Source organism: Streptomyces sp. NPDC048349, from assembly GCF_040651925.1.
Lineage (GTDB): Bacteria > Actinomycetota > Actinomycetes > Streptomycetales > Streptomycetaceae > Streptomyces.
In genome coordinates, this window is sequence record NZ_JBEZLA010000037.1 from 22353 (window position 1) to 36878 (window position 14526).

General features: G+C 74.3%; 14 protein-coding genes. 7 read left to right on the plus strand and 7 right to left on the minus strand.

The features are described 5' to 3' along the window. Positions 1–14: 14 nt before the first annotated feature. The 4 genes from AB0D44_RS20760 to AB0D44_RS20775 form a co-directional block, all read right to left on the minus strand. A complete protein-coding gene (locus AB0D44_RS20760) occupies positions 15–1508 on the minus strand; it encodes a cellulose binding domain-containing protein (protein ID WP_362592910.1) in 1494 nt (497 codons plus the stop codon). A gap of 138 nt (positions 1509–1646) precedes the next feature. After that, positions 1647–2018, minus strand: coding sequence for a VOC family protein (locus AB0D44_RS20765; protein ID WP_362592913.1), 372 nt, complete (start codon positions 2016–2018; stop codon positions 1647–1649). A gap of 24 nt (positions 2019–2042) precedes the next feature. After that, positions 2043–3143, minus strand: a complete 1101-nt coding sequence (locus tag AB0D44_RS20770; RefSeq protein WP_362592916.1) for a PP2C family protein-serine/threonine phosphatase — start codon at positions 3141–3143, stop codon at positions 2043–2045. A 92-nt stretch (positions 3144–3235) separates the two neighbouring features. Continuing rightward, entirely contained in the window at positions 3236–4021 is a 786-nt protein-coding gene (locus AB0D44_RS20775) for a LysR substrate-binding domain-containing protein (RefSeq protein WP_362592918.1), read from the minus strand. 58 nt (positions 4022–4079) lie between these two features. Between AB0D44_RS20775 and AB0D44_RS20780 the strand changes: the two genes are divergently transcribed. After that, on the plus strand, positions 4080–4478 hold the full coding sequence (locus tag AB0D44_RS20780) for a DUF5997 family protein (RefSeq protein ID WP_362592921.1): 399 nt from the start codon (positions 4080–4082) through the stop codon (positions 4476–4478). 206 nt (positions 4479–4684) lie between these two features. Here the strand turns inward: AB0D44_RS20780 and AB0D44_RS20785 are convergent, their stop codons facing one another. After that, positions 4685–5260 carry a YdeI/OmpD-associated family protein gene (locus tag AB0D44_RS20785; RefSeq protein WP_362592924.1) on the minus strand — a complete coding sequence of 192 codons (576 nt, stop codon included), beginning with the start codon at positions 5258–5260 and terminating at the stop codon, positions 4685–4687. A gap of 43 nt (positions 5261–5303) precedes the next feature. Beyond that, on the minus strand, positions 5304–5756 hold the full coding sequence (locus tag AB0D44_RS20790; protein ID WP_362592927.1) for a DoxX family protein: 453 nt from the start codon (positions 5754–5756) through the stop codon (positions 5304–5306). A gap of 322 nt (positions 5757–6078) precedes the next feature. On the opposite strand from AB0D44_RS20790, the gene AB0D44_RS20795 reads away from it, so the two are divergent. From AB0D44_RS20795 to AB0D44_RS20810, 4 genes are all read left to right on the plus strand, one after another. Next, the gene (locus AB0D44_RS20795; RefSeq protein WP_362592930.1) at positions 6079–7032 is read left to right on the plus strand and encodes a hypothetical protein; all 954 of its coding nucleotides are present in this window, start codon (positions 6079–6081) and stop codon (positions 7030–7032) included. Positions 7033–7081: 49 nt separating this feature from the next. Continuing rightward, positions 7082–7516, plus strand: coding sequence for a VOC family protein (locus AB0D44_RS20800; protein ID WP_362592933.1), 435 nt, complete (start codon positions 7082–7084; stop codon positions 7514–7516). Positions 7517–7910: 394 nt separating this feature from the next. Further along, positions 7911–10217, plus strand: coding sequence for an AAA family ATPase (locus tag AB0D44_RS20805; protein WP_362592936.1), 2307 nt, complete (start codon positions 7911–7913; stop codon positions 10215–10217). Continuing rightward, a complete protein-coding gene (locus AB0D44_RS20810; RefSeq protein ID WP_362593050.1) occupies positions 10210–10578 on the plus strand; it encodes an NTP pyrophosphohydrolase in 369 nt (122 codons plus the stop codon). The genes AB0D44_RS20805 and AB0D44_RS20810 overlap by 8 nt, the downstream gene beginning before the upstream one ends. A gap of 14 nt (positions 10579–10592) precedes the next feature. Here AB0D44_RS20810 and AB0D44_RS20815 read toward each other — a convergent pair whose 3' ends face one another. Continuing rightward, complete coding sequence (locus AB0D44_RS20815) at positions 10593–11045, minus strand: SH3 domain-containing protein (protein ID WP_362592939.1); 453 nt, start codon at positions 11043–11045, stop codon at positions 10593–10595. Between the two features lie 281 nt (positions 11046–11326). On the opposite strand from AB0D44_RS20815, the gene AB0D44_RS20820 reads away from it, so the two are divergent. Both AB0D44_RS20820 and AB0D44_RS20825 read left to right on the plus strand, forming a co-directional pair. Next, the gene (locus AB0D44_RS20820) at positions 11327–12145 is read left to right on the plus strand and encodes a hypothetical protein (RefSeq protein WP_362592942.1); all 819 of its coding nucleotides are present in this window, start codon (positions 11327–11329) and stop codon (positions 12143–12145) included. Then, on the plus strand, positions 12145–14340 hold the full coding sequence (locus AB0D44_RS20825) for a bifunctional serine/threonine-protein kinase/ABC transporter substrate-binding protein (protein ID WP_362592945.1): 2196 nt from the start codon (positions 12145–12147) through the stop codon (positions 14338–14340). The genes AB0D44_RS20820 and AB0D44_RS20825 overlap by 1 nt, the downstream gene beginning before the upstream one ends. Positions 14341–14526: the final 186 nt, after the last annotated feature.

The window sequence follows — 14526 nt, forward strand, 5'->3', positions numbered from 1 at the left end:
CCGGGGGCGGCGGGCTACTTGAACGCGGCGAACGCCTTGGTGAAGGCCAGCGGCTCCTGGAGGATGGAACTGCACGTGGCGTCCGCGTGGTTGACGGCTCCGGCCGCGCACTGCCGGTCGCGCGCCGAGGACCACATCGCCAGCCGGCCGATCCCCTTCGACGCCGCGAAGTCCACCAGCTGGGAGGCGTCCGCGACGGTGAAGACCTCGCTGACGACGTCGTTGACGCCGATCATCGGCGTGACGGCGACCGCCTTCCAGGCCGCCGCGTCGGAGAGCCCGAGCACGCCCTTGAGCTGGGCCTGCGTGGCCGTCGCGGCCTGGATGGCGTACTGCCCCATGTCCCCGCTGTACGCGGGCCCGTAGTCCATCGCCATGATGTTGACGGCGCCGATCCGCACGCCGTTCTTCTTCGCGTCGGCCAGCAGCGCCACGCCCGGCTGGGTCAGCCCCTCGGGCATCACGGGCAGGGTGAACGCCACGTCCAGGCCCGGGTGCGACGCCTGCAGCCGGGCGATCGCCTGGGCCCGGCGCGTGTTGGCCGCAGTGTCCGGCAGGGCCGCGCCCTCGATGTCGAAGTCGACCTTGGTGAGCCGGTACTGGTCGACGACCTTCCCGTAGGCGGCGGCCAGCTCGTCCACGGTGGCGCAGTTCAGCGCCAGTTCGTGCCCGGCCGCCCCGCCGAACGACACCCGGACGTCACCGCCTCTGGACCGCAGGGCGCCTATCTGCGCGGCGACCTTGTCGCTCGCGAGGTCCGTCACCCCGCCCCACAGCGGCGCGCAGCCGCCGCCGGAGGTGATGAAGGCGAGGTGGAACTCCTTCACCCCGGTCCTGGACGCGGTGTCGACCAGGTCGTACGCGGGGTACAGGGACGTGTCCACGTACGGGGCGAACCGCGCGCCCGGGGTGGCCGGGACGGTCCCGGTGGGGGCGGGCGACGTGGTCCGGGTCGGCCGGCCGGAGCTCGCGGTCGGGGCGGCGGTGGCCGTCGAGGTGGGCGCCGCCGTCGGCGTCGCGGAGGTGGGACGGGCGGTGGGGCGGCCGCTCGGGCCGGCCGTGGCGCCCTGGTCCACCGAGCACTTGAGCCCGTTGATGCGGCAGCCGGTGGGGTCGCCGGGCGTGCCCGGTCCGCTCGTCACGAACCCGACGGTGACGGAGGCCCCCGCCGCCATCCGGCGGTTCCAGCTCGCGGGCTTCACCGTCACGCGCTGCCCGTCGACCGTGTGGACTGCGTTCCACAGAGAGTCGATCCGCACACCGGCCGGCAGGTCGAACTGGAGCGTCCAGTCCGACCGGCTCTGCCCGGTGGCGTTCGTGATGACGTACTGGCCCGTGTAACCGCCGCTCCAGGAACTGGACTTCGTGTAGACGGCTCCCACGGAGCCGGCCTGCGCGGTTCCGGTGAACGCGAAGGCCGCGCCCCCGATCACCGCCGCGGCAACGACCGCGCCCGTGACCTTCGCCGTACGACTCGCCCTGCGCCGGTGACCGACTGTCCTGCTCATCGCGTGCCTGCCTTCGTGTTACTGGGGAGTTGGGTGCGGCAGCACGCTAGCCGCCTCGAAACGGACATTCGTTCGTTTGGGGGCGGCGCTGTAGAGCCTTAGGCTCCGCTTAAGGGAGCGATCGGCAGGTGTTAAGTCTCAGCCGTGGCTGGTGTCGATGACGCAGAAGCGGTTGCCCTCCGGGTCGGCCAGGACCACGAAATCGGGGTCCTCGGGGTAGGAGTCCCAGGCGACGTGCCGGGCCCCCAGGGACACCAGGCGGGCCACCTCCGCCTCCTGTTCCGCCGCGTCGGCGGCGTACAGGTCGAGGTGGACCCGCGGGTGTTCCTGTACGGGCGACACGCTGCGGCCGAGGGCCAGGCCCGGCCCGGTGCCGTCGGCCGGGACCAGGACGGTCCAGCCGTCCGCCACCTCGCCGTCGCGCGGGACGTACCCCAGCGCCCGGCCCCAGAAGTCCGCCGCCCTGCGTACGTCCGCGGCGCCCATCACGATCGTTCCGATGCTCAGCATGATCGGATTCTGGCAAACACGTCCTCAGCGCGGGAGCCTTTCGATCGCCACCATCGCGGCGTCGTCCCCGAGCGTGCTGCCGGCCGCGTGGGACAGCAGGTCGGCGCACAGCCGGTCCAGCAGGGCCCGTGGGCGGGTGCCCGACCAGGCGGCGGCGCGCTGCGCGAGGGGGTAGAACGTCCCCGCCGCGTCGCGCGCCTCCAGGACCCCGTCCGTGTAGAGGAGCAGGACGTCGCCCGCCTCGAAGGCGAACGTCTGTGCGGTGACGGACGATTCCGCCAGAGCGGCCAGCCCCAGGGGCGGCGAGGAATGGTCCACGTCCAGGGCGATCGCCCGGCCGCTGCGCAGCAGGAGCGGCGGCGGGTGGCCGCAGCTGACGAGGTGCAGGACCGGTTCGTCGTCGGGGATCTCCAGGACGGCCGCGGTGACGAAGCTCTCGCCCCGGTCCCCGGACTCGTCGAGGTCGGGGGAGACCGCAGCCTCCAGGTAGGCCACCAGCCCGGGCAGAGCGGCCTCCTGGTGAGCGGCGGCCCGGAAGGCGCCGAGGACGAGCGCGGCGTCCCCGACCGCCTCCAGCCCCTTGCCGCGGACGTCCCCGATGATCAGCCGGGTCGCCGTGGCGGTGCGGGCGGCCGCGTACAGGTCGCCGCCGATCCGGGCCTCGGCCGCGGCGGCCAGATACAGCGAGGCCACGCCCAGCGGCCCCATCCGGTCGCGCAGCGGCCGCAGCACCACCTGCTGGGCGGTCTCGGCCACCGACCTCAGCTGGACCAGCTCCCGCTCGCGGACCTCGCGCAGGTGGGCGAAGAGGGTCACGAACACCGAGATCATGATCAGTGCGCAGATCTGGAAGGTGTGGTTCAGATCGGTGAGCGTGGTGCGCACCGCCGCCACCACCGCCTGGGCCAGGACGGCCAGCACGCCGACGAACCCCGTCATCCTGGGCCCGGCGAACGAGGCGGTCAGGGCCGGTGCGGCGACGAGGAAGGGGCCGAGGTGGACATCGGGCGGCGCGAGTACGTCCACCACCGTGACCAGGGCGATCAGCGCGAACGGAACCGCCAGCTGTGCGTGGCGCACCTGCCGGGACCGGGGGCGGGACGCGAGCGGCGGCCGGAGATCCATCGTCCCTGCATACACCGCGAAGGGATCGCAGTCCCTCAGCCCCGGCCGTCGCGGGCTCCGCTTCTGCGCTCCTGGGGCCCGACTCCGTCCGGCTACGAGCGCCGGCGGGGCTTTCCCCCCTTGCCGCCCTTCGCGCCCTTGCCGCCCTGGGGACCGCGGCCGGCCGACTTGCCGGGTGCGGCCTTGCGCGGGGTGCCGCCGCCCGATTCCGGACGCTTGGCCTTGGCCTTCGCCTTCGCGGTGGCCTTCGGCTGCGCGGCGACGGCCGGGCGGCCCCGGGTGCTGTTCACGGTCCGCCCTCGGACGATCCCGATGAACTGCTCGACCAGGTCGGTGGTCTCCTCCTGCGGCCACGACAGGGCCACCCGCGACTCGGGGGCGTCCGTGACCGGCCGGTAGGTGAGGTCCTTGCGGTGGTGCAGGCGCGCGAGCGACTGCGGCACGACGAGGACGCCGACCCCCGCGGCCACCAGCTCGATCGCGTCACCGGTCGTCGCGGGGCGCTCGATCGCGGGCTGCCCCGGCAGCCGCTCCCAGTCGAGGGTGTCGTCGAGGGGGTGCAGCACGATCTCCTCGGCCAGGTCCGCCGTGGAGACCTCCTCGACCGCCGCCACCAGGTGGTCCTTGGGGATCACGACGACCGTGGTCTCGGTGTAGAGCGGGATGGCGCTGAGGTCGTCCCGGTCCACCGGAAGCCGTACGAAACCGGCGTCCGCGGCTCCGTCGCGCAGCGCGCCGAACGCCTCGGCGGGGGACACCGGGACCAGGGTCAGCGGGACGTCGGGCAGTCGCTCGTTCCAGATCCGGATCCACTTGGTGGGTGTCACCCCGGGGACATAAGCGAGCCGGAACACATGGGGTACTTCCGAGCCTGTCACCCCGCAAGGTTACCGGTCGTGGTCGGAGGTAGCGCACACGCTCGATACTCTTGACACCATGACGTCCCACCAGAGCGCCCAGACGATGAAGCCCGCGACCGCGGCCAAGAAGCTGGGTGTGTACCTCGAGGCCACCCCCGCAGAGTTCCGGGAGGGTGCCGTCTCGCGCACCGAGCTGAACGCCCTCCAGTCCGACCCGCCCGCATGGCTGGTGGAGCTGCGGCGCAACGGCCCGCACCCCCGCCCCGTGGTGGCGGCGAAGCTGGGCGTCTCCATCGCCGGTCTCGCCCGCGGCGGGGTCACCGAGCCGCTCACCACGGAGCAGATCGAAGCCCTGAAGCAGGAATCTCCCGAGTGGCTCCAGCGCGAGCGCGCCACCCAGGCCGAGGTCCGCAAGGAAGCGGTGCGGATCAAGGAGAAGCAGGCCGAGAAGGCGGCGAAGAACGCCGGTTCCTGACCCGCGTCCGATCCCGCTCACCGGGCCCGGCTCCCCTGGAGGAGCCGGGCCCGATGCCTTCCGACCGACTTCTGTTCTGCCTTGCTGTTCTGCCTTGCCTCTGCGGTGCGCCCGTCTGCTCCGCGCTACTTCTCCGCGCTTCTTCTCCGCGCTTCTTCTCCGCGCTTCTTCGCGTCTCTTCCGGGCGCTTCGTCCAGGCGCTTCTTCTACGCGCTCTCGCCGGTCGCCAGCATGTGCACCGCCCGGTCGAGCCGGACCTGCCGGATCTCCGGGGTCAGTGCCTGGAGCAGCGGCAGCGCCACCAGGTAGCGGCCCGTCCTGTCGAGGGCCTCGAACGCGGTGCGGGCCGCGGGGTTCGCGTCGAGCGCGGCCGCCAGGTCGTCGGGGACCGCCGCGGTCTTCTGCGACGCGTAGGCCCCGGCCCACCGTCCGTCCGCCTGGGCCCTGCGCACCTCGGCCAGTCCCGGTTCGCGCATCCGCCCGGTGGCGGTCAGCACGGCGACCTTGTCCACGTTCACCTGCGACCACAGGCTCCGGGGCCGGCGCGGCACGTACTTCTGCAGGTAGTGGGTCGCGTCGAGGGCCCGCCGCTGCCCGGAGATCCAGCCGTAGCACAGGCCGATGTCGACGAGCTCGTCATCGGTCACCGACGGGATGCCGGACTTCTTCTTCGCCACCTTGATCCACACGCCCTCGTGGCGCGTGTGGTGGGCGGCCAGCCAGTCCTCGAACGCACGGGCGTCCGGGAAGGCGATGATCTGCACTCCGTCGAGCTCGTCCATGGGCCCACGCTATAGGCCGCCGGTGATCTCGCACAGGGCTTCCTCAGGCGGTCGCGGCCTCGGGGCTGCGCCCGTCGCGGCTGCGCACCGCCGTGGGCCGGGAGGCGAACAGCCCGTCCACCGCGAGTGCGCCCGGACCGGTGAACACCAGCAGCAGGAAGGCCCAGCAGAACAGGACGGAAGGCTCTCCGCCGTTCTGCAACGGCCACAGGGCGCCGGGCTGGTGGACGCTGAAGTACGCGTACGCCATCGAGCCGGAGGCGACGAACGCGGCCGCCCTGGTGCCGAGGCCCACGAGGACCAGGACGCCGCCGACGAGCTGGATGACCGCGGCGTACCAGCCGGGCCAGGCGCCGACCGGGACGGTGCCGCCGCCGTGGGCGCCGCCGAGGACGCCGAAGAGGGAAGCGGCGCCGTGCGAGGCGAACAGCAGTCCCGTGACGATCCGGAACAGGGCGACGGCGTACGGGCGGCCTCTGTCGAGAAGGGAGGTCATGGTGGGGGGCTCCTTCGGTGGGGACGGGTGCCGAAGTGGTGGCCGGTGTGGTGTGCGCGAGGGGGGATGCACACCGGGCGTGGCATAGGTTAGGTATGCCTAAACAGGCCTGGCAAGATCGAGTTCCGGCCACCGGCCGAGCGGTGGCGACGCTACCGCGCGGCCGCGGCACGACGCCGACGGCGCGCGCAGGCGGCTCACCGCCGTCCCGCAGGAGTTCCGCAGCAGTCCGCCGGGTCCAGCCGGAGTCCTGTGGCAGTCCCGTGGTGGTCCCGTGGGAGTCCGCCCGCTGGCGGCCCGCGGAGCGCTGGGGTCCGCTGGAGTGGTGAGTCCCCTTCCCGGTAGCGCCTGGTGGGCGGGTCTCCCGCCGGCGGCGGGAGCCGCCGTCATGGCCGCCGGAATCCTCTCCGTCGCCCTGCACCTGACCGGCCACGAGGTGCTCTCGCTCGTGGCGCTGGCCCTGGCCGGCGCGCTCTGGCTGGTTCTCGCCGCCGACTTCACGGCCCGCCTGCTGGGGGACCGCGGACGGTTCCGGGCCGAGGCCGACACCCCCGCCGCGCTCACGGCGGTCGCCGCCACCACCGTGCTCGGCACCCGCCTCTGCGCGCTGGGATGGCAGAGCGCGGCCGCCGCCCTGCTGGCCCTGGCCGCTGCGCTGTGGCCCGGGCTGCTCGTGGGTGTCCTAAGGCACTGGCGGCGGCGCATGCCGGGGGTCGCGTTCCTCGGCTGCGTCGCCACCGAAGGGCTCGCCGTCCTCGCGGCGGTGCTGGCCGACGTGGGCCACCACGACTGGCTGGCCCGGGCGGCACTGGCCGCCTTCTGCCTCGGACTGCTCCTCTACGGGGCGGCCCTGGTCCGCTTCGACCTCCGCGAGGTCATCGGCGGCGCGGGCGACCACTGGGTGGCGGGCGGCGCGCTCTCGATCTGTGCCCTCGCCGGCTCCAAGCTCACGGCATCACCCGTATGGACCGGTGCCGCGCACACGGCCCTGCGGACCGCCACGCTGACCGCGCTCGCCCTCTCCCTGCTCTGGTACGCCGTCCTCCTCGGCGCCGAACTGCGCCACCCCCGCCCGCACTACGACATCCGGCGCTGGGCCACCGTCTTTCCGCTCGGCATGACGGCCACCGCCTGCCTCTCCGCGGCGCAACCGGCCGGACTGCCGTGGCTGCGTCCGCTGGGCGAGGTCCTGCTCTGGATCGCCGTGGGAGCGTGTCTGCTGACCTGCGCCGCGTTCCTCGCCACCCGCTGGACCGCCCACCGCCGCCGTCCCTGACGCGGCCGTTGCCGTGGCGCCGGCGTTCCGCACTCAGTAGGGTCCCGGCATGGCCTACACGTTCCAGGTGACCATCGACTCCCCAGACCCGCACCCGCTCGCGGACTGGTGGGCCGACGCCCTCGGCTGGGACGTGGAACCGAGCGACGAGGCCTTCATCCGCGGCGTGATCGCCGCGGGCCAGGCGACCGAGGACGACACCACCACCCACCGGGGCACCCTCGTGTGGAAGACGGGCGCCGGGATCCGCCACCCCGAAGGCCTGGAGCGCGCCCCCCGGATCCTCTTCCAGCTGGTCCCCGAGCCCAAGACCGTCAAGAACCGCGTCCACCTCGACGTCCGCACCGGGTCCGACGACCCGAAGGCCGTGGTCGAACGGCTGCTCGCCAAGGGCGCGACCTTCCTCCACGAAGGACACGAAGGCCCCTCCACGTGGACCACGCTCGCCGACCCGCAGGGCAACGAGCTCTGCATCAGCCACTGACGCAGGCCACCGGGAGGGCGAGACGGAGAACGGCCTGCCGAACTGCCCTTCCGCGCCCACACGTTCCGCCCGGTCATCGTCCAGCCGGTGCGCGCCGTGCCCTCCAAGACCCGGCTCCACCGCACGCTGTACGCGGTCGCCGCTCCCTCGTCCCGCTCGTCCGCCGGATCGCGCCGGACCTCGCCATCACCGGCGGGGCGACGGGCAGCGCCGTGATCGCCGTCGCCTCGCCCGGCGCCGCGCCGCCTGCGACGGCGCGGCACCGAAGTCACCGGCCGCATCCTGCGCCCGAAGGACATCAACCGCCTCGGCGCCCTCCGCGACCAGGCATAATTGACTACCGGGCAGACCCTCCCGCAGGCGAGAATCAGCCATCTCAAACCGGGAGGAACCCATGAGCCAGGACCGCCTGACTCTCCATGACCTGCTGCCCGCACAGGCGCTGGCGGACTCGATCGACGCCGGGTACGTCACCCGCAAGGCGCACCCCGAGCTGCCGCTGTCCATCTACACCTACACGCGGACGGCCCAGTACGAGCGCGTCTGGAACGAGGTGACCACGCGCTGCCGGGGGCTCGTCGCCGACGACACCACCGGCGCGATCGTCGCCCTGCCGCTGCCGAAGTTCTTCAACGTCGGCGAGCACGAGGCGGGCCGGCCCTACGCGCCCGCCCTGCCGGACGAGCCGTTCGAGGTGTACGAGAAGGTCGACGGCAGCCTCGCCGTGGTCTTCCACTACGCGGACCGCTGGCGGGTCGCCTCCAAGGGTTCCTTCACCAGCGCCCAGGCCACCTGGGCCCAGCGCCTCCTCGACTCCCGGGACACCTCGGCGCTGCGCCCCGGAACCACCTACCTCGCCGAGATCCTGTACCCGCAGAACCGCATCGTCGTCGACTACGGCGGCCGGCGCGACCTCGTCCTCCTCGCCGCGTTCGGCGCGGACGGCACCGAGGTCCCGCTCGCCGAGGCCGCGCCCCACTGGGAGGGGATCGGCTCCGTCGTCACGCTCTGGCCCGCGATGCCCCTCGACCAGCTGATCGCGCTGACCGAGTCCAGCACCCTGCCCGGCGGCGCAGCGGCGACCGGCATGGACGCGGAGGGCTTCGTGCTGCGCTTCGCCTCGGGCGTGCGCGCCAAGGCCAAGCTGTCCGAGTACGTACGGCTGCACAAGGTGCTCACCGGCGTCACCGAGCGGGACATCTGGCGCAGCCACGGCATCCAGCGGTTCACCGGCCTGCCCGCCAAGCAGCTCGCCCAGGGCCTCAACTGCACGGTCGCCGACATCGAGGCCTCCGGCGGCAAGCCGCTCGACGCGCTGCTGGAGCAGGTGCCCGACGAGTTCGACACCTGGGTCCGCGAGGTGATCGACCGCCTGGAGGCCGAGGCCGCGCGCCACGAGCGGGCCATCGACGAGGCCTACGCCGGACTCGCGCACCTGGCGGGCGACCGGGGAGCCTTCGCCCGCGCCGTCCAGGAGCTGGACGACCGTACCGTGCGCCCCGCGATGTTCATGCGGCTCGACGGCCGGCCGACCGAACTCACCACGTGGCGCCAGGTCCGGCCGGAGACCGCCGACCCCTACATCACCGACGAGGAGAACCACACCGTGTCCGAGCAGAAGCGCGCGCCCGCGCCCGCTTCGGTGCCCGCGCCCGCTTCCGTGCCCGCGCCCGCGCCCGCGCCCGCTTCGGTGCCCGCACCCGCTTCCGTACCGGCGCCGAAGGCGGCCCCGGGCGTCCCGGCACCCGCCGCGGCGCAGGAGCCCCCGCTGCCCGTCGTGCACCTCATGACGGGTCTGCCGGCCTCCGGCAAGACCACGGCGGCCCGCGCCCTCCAGGCGCAGTCCGACGGCCGGATGCGCCGGGTCAACCTGGACGACCTGCGGCGCATGCTCGACCTGCCGGACCCCGGGCGGGGCCGGTCGCACGCGCACGAGCAGACCGCACTGGCCGTGCAGGACGCGGCGGTCCGCGCGGCCGTCGACGGCGGTTTCGACGTGGTCGTCGACAACACCCACCTGACCAAGCACATCCCCAAGCGGCTCAAGGCGGCGGTCGGCGGCCTCGCCACCTTCGTCGTGCACGACTTCACCGACGTCCCGCTGGAGGAGTGCCTGCGCCGTGACGCGGCCCGGGAGAACCCGGTCGGTGAGGAGATCATCCGCATCCTCGCCGACAAGCACCGCAAGGCCCGCAAGGGCGGCTGGCGGCTGACGGCGGAGTGGCTGAACGGCACGTCCGCGGACGTGGCGGTACCGCCGGTCCGGGAGTACGTCGCCGACCCGGCCCTGCCCGCCGCGGTGATGTGCGACATCGACGGAACGCTCGCGCTGACCGGCGACCGCGGCCCGTACGACTTCACGCGCTGCGAGCTCGACCTGCTCAACGAGCCGGTGCGCCGCGCCCTGGACGCCTTCCGGCGGGCCGACGGCGACGTGATCGTGCTGCTGTCGGGGCGCAGCGAGGAGCACCGCCCGCAGACCGAGTCCTGGCTGCGGCGGCACCGGGTCCCGTACGACGAGCTGTGGATGCGCGCGGCCGGCGACACGCGCCGCGACGACGTGGTGAAGGCGGAGCTCTTCGACGCGCACGTCCGGGACCGGTACGCGGTACGGGTCTCGCTCGACGACCGGGACCGGGTGGTCGCGGTCTGGCGCCGGATGGGCCTGCCCACCTGGCAGGTCAACTACGGCGATTTCTGAGGCGTCTGCGATGGGGCGCGTGCTGATCGTGGACGGCGCGAACGTCGTCGGCTCGGTACCGGACGGCTGGTGGCGGGACCGCCGGGGCGCGGCCGAGCGGCTGCGGGACCGGCTGGCGGCGCGGGGCGGCGACGAGGAGATCATCCTCGTCGTCGAGGGCGCCGCCCGGGGCGTTGAGTCCGTTCCCGGCGTTCGGGTGGCCCCGGCGCCGGGGAGCGGTGACGACCTGATCGTGGAACTGGCCGCGGCCCATGCGGACCGCGGCTGTGTGGTGGTCACGGCCGACCGCGAACTGCGCGAGCGGGTCCGGGCGTACGGGGTGGGCTGCGTGGGGCCGCGCACCGTACGCCCGGACCGCTGACCGGCCCGTGCGGGTCAGTGGCAGTAGCGCACCGAGGTGAGGTTCTGGACGTAGCGGGCGGCGACCCAGTGGTTGTGGCCGTAGGCGGCCCTGTCGCTGCCCGGCCAGCCGCCGTTCTCCTCGGAGCCGTTCTCGTCGGAGCCGTGGTCGTCGTCCTCGTGGTGCAGGCGGTACCACAGGGCGTTGCCGTCGACCGACTCGCCGTACTTCTTGCACTCGATCTCGACCGTGCGGTGCGGGTACACCTGGCCGACGATCCGCGCGTCGGTGTTCGGCTTGCTGCGGACCTTCAGCGGGCCCTTCGAGACGACCTTGCCGATCGCGTACCGCCGGGCTTCGGCCGTGCCCTGCTGCGACGCCTTGCTGGCGCTCGGTTGCTCGTCCGCGACCGCCGCCCCGGCCCCGACCAGGCCGAGCACCAGGCTTCCGGCGGCGAGAGCGAGGATGGTCCTGGTGGGCTTCAGCATGAGCCGGCTCCTCTACGAAGACGTCCGCCCGGCCGCGGCGCGCGGCGCGAGGGGGCAACCTGGCGGTCGCCAGGGACGACTATGGCGACGGCGGAGAGGTTCGCAGGAGTGGCTCACCGCGCTTTAGCCCGATATGCCCAATCTGCGCCCCCGCCGGGCCGCCGGACGGAGTAAGCCCCTGCGCTTCCGGACGGGCCGCGAGCGGCGCATTGACGCGGCGGCCGGTTCAACTGCCGTTCATACTCAGGCTGTTGGATCCAGCGCGAAAGCAGGGGGGCGTCATGTGGCGTAGGCGGGCGATGGCAGGGGCATGGGGCGGGACTCTGGCGGGGCTGCTGGCCCTGACCGGATGCTGGCCGGACGGGAAGGGCGCGGACGCGGGGCGGCCCGGACCGACGGGATCACCGGCTGCCTCGGCCGCGGCGCCCTCGCCCTCGGGCTCAACCGCTCCCGGCACGCTGCCGACGGCGTACACCTTCACCCCCGCCCCGGCCCGCGTCCCGCACACCCCCGAGCAGGCACGGCGCCTGACGCGGGCCGCCGCCCTGGACCCGGAGTCCTGGTCGGCGGGCATGGTGGCGCACGATCCGTACGAGAGCGGCGGCAGTTGGCCGGTGCTGTCCGCCGCGTGCTCCTGGTCGCGCTCCGAGCTGCCGGCCGACGTACTGGACAGCTACACGCGGAAGATCGACGTACCGGCCAAGGAGGGCAGGGGCCGGGTGCTGGGCTCGCTCACCCTCACCGTGCACCGGGACGCGGCGGCCGCGGACCGCGACATGCAGGACACGGTCCAGCAGAGCTTCCGCTGCCCCGACCAGGACCTGGGCGACGGGCAGGCACTGCACGGCCTGATGTCCATGCACCAGCCGAAGGAGTCCGTGCTGAACGCCGACGCCTCGCTGTTCGAGGCCGGGGGGTTCAGCTCGCCGGAGTCGGGGGGCCGCCAACCCTACGTGTGGACCAAGTCCCGCATCGGCCCGGTGGTGATGGCGCTCTCCGTCAAGGGCGCCCAGGGGTACGAGATCAGGGACCTGCTGCCGGTGGCCGCCGAGGGTGCGGCCAAGGCCCTGTACCGCATCGAGCTGGAGCTGGCCCCCTGATGCGGCCGCTGCACCCCACCGACCCCGCCCGGGTCGGCGGCTACCGCATCCTCGGCCGGCTCGGCGCGGGCGGGATGGGGGTGGTCCTGCTCGGCCGCTCCGCCGGCGGGGCGCTGGCCGCGGTCAAGCTCGTCCGGGCCGAGTACGCCGACGACCCCGCCTTCCGGGTGCGGTTCCGCCGAGAGGTGGCCGTCGCCCGCCGGGTCCACAGCCGCTGGGCCGTTCCGGTCGTGGACGCCGACACGGAGGCCGCCGCGCCCTGGCTGGCGACCGAGTTCGTCCCGGGGCCGCCGCTCGGCGACGCCGTCGCCCGGGCCGGCGGACTCCCGCCGGACAGCGTCCGCTTCCTCGGGGCGCGGCTGGCCGAGGCGCTGGTCGCCGTGCACGGGGCCGGACTGGTCCACCGCGACGTGAAGCCCGCGAACGTACTGCTCGCCACCGACGGACCCCGGCTGATCGACTTCGGGATCGCGCGGGCCCTGGACGACACCGTGCTCACCGCCACCGACGTGGTGATCGGCTCGCCGGGCTTCCTCTCGCCCGAGCAGGCCCAGGGCGGCCGTGTCGGACCGCCGAGCGACGTCTTCTCGCTGGGGTGCGTGCTCGCGTACGCGGCCACCGGGCGGCGGCCCTTCGGCTCCGGGCCGGTCGAGGCCATGCTGTTCAGGACCGTGCACGACACCGCCGACACCGCGGGCGTCCCGCCGGGGCTGCTGCCCGCCGTCACGGCGTGCCTGGCCAAGGCGCCGGGCGACCGGCCCACGGCCGCGCAGCTGCGGGACGCGCTGGCCCAGGACGCTCCGGGGCCCTGGCTGCCCGGCGGGCTGCTCCAGCTGATCGCCGAACGCTCCGCGCAGATGCTCCGGTTGCCCGACATCGAGCCGACCCGGGCCACGGCGCCGCCCGCCCCCGCCGTCCCGCCCGCCGCCGCAGCCCCGCCGGCCCCGGCCGCCCCGCCCGGGGGGCCGGACGCGCCCGCAGGCGCCCCTCCCGCCCCCCGGGCACCGCGGCCGCGCCGCCGGACCCTGCTCGCCGCGACGGCCGCCACCCTCCTCACGGGCGGCGGCACCACCGCCTGGCTGCTGCGGGAGAAGACCTGGAGCAGGGACGAGGGGCCCGGCCCGGTCCGCCCCACGCTGTCCATCGGTCTCCAGGCCGACCTGAGCGGCCCCGGCCAGGCCGTGGGCAGGGCCCAGCGGGACGGAGCCCTGCTGGCCGTCGAGGAGCTCTCGTCCCGCAAGGACCAGCCCTTCGCCCTCCGCCTCACCGAGGCCGACGACCGGGGCGCGGCCGGCCCGGCCGCGGCCGCCGCGGCCCGGTTCGCCGCCGACACCTCCGTCGTCGCCGTCCTCGCCGCCACCGCCACGGCGGCCGTCACGGCCGTCCTCACCCGCTACGACCAGGCGGGCCTGCCCGTCCTGACCGTCAACGACGGCGACACCACCCACCTGAACCGCGTCTACACCTGCCTGCGGCCCAACGACGCCTACCAGATGAGGCCGGTCGTCGAGTACCTGACCGCGCGCGAGCGCGGCACCACCGTGGTCGTGGACGACGGCACTCCGTACGGCTGGCAGACCACCCGCTTCCTCAGCGAAGCCCTGCGCGCGGGGAAGCGGCCGATGACCCCGGCGACGGTGGCCGCCGACGCCGACCACACGGACCTCGCGCGCGAGGCCGTTCGCACTGCCGCCGGCGCCGTGCTCTACGGCGGCGGTCCCACCGGCGCGGCCCGCCTCGCGGTGGCCCTGGCGGCCGCCGGATACCGCGGCCGGGTCCTCGCCACCCAGGCCGTCCACGACCCCCGCTTCCTGCAGGAAGCGGGCGCGGGCGCCGAGGGCTGGCTGCTGGTCTCCACCGCCGTCGACCCCGCCGCCGCCCCGGCGCCCCCGGCGGCCCGCGCCTTCGACACCGCCTTCCGTGCCCGCCACGGCGCCCCCGCCCCGCTCTACGCGGCCGAGGCCTACGACGCGGTGCACCTCCTGGCCCGGTGTGCGAAGGACCTGGCCCGCCCCCAGGTGGGCCGCGGCGACCTGCTGCCCACCCTGCGCGGCACCACCCACCAGGGCGTCTCCAAGGCCTACGCCTTCGAGCGGGCCAACGGCACCTACACGGGCGACGGCCTGTTCTTCTACGAGGTCGCCTCGGGCCGCTTCCGCCTCCTCGGGACCCGCTCCACCGCCTGGCCCGCCTGACCCCAGCGAGGCCCGCGCAGGCAGGCGCGGCCGTGCCCGCCCCCGAACGGGCACGGCCGAGCTGCGGAGGCCCCGGGGGGAGAGGCCGTGCCGGCCGGTGAACCGGCCCTGGTGAATCTACGGAGGGCAGCCGCCCGCGGCGACCGTCCACGGGTTGAATCCCGCCTACCCCCGGGGGTGGTGACC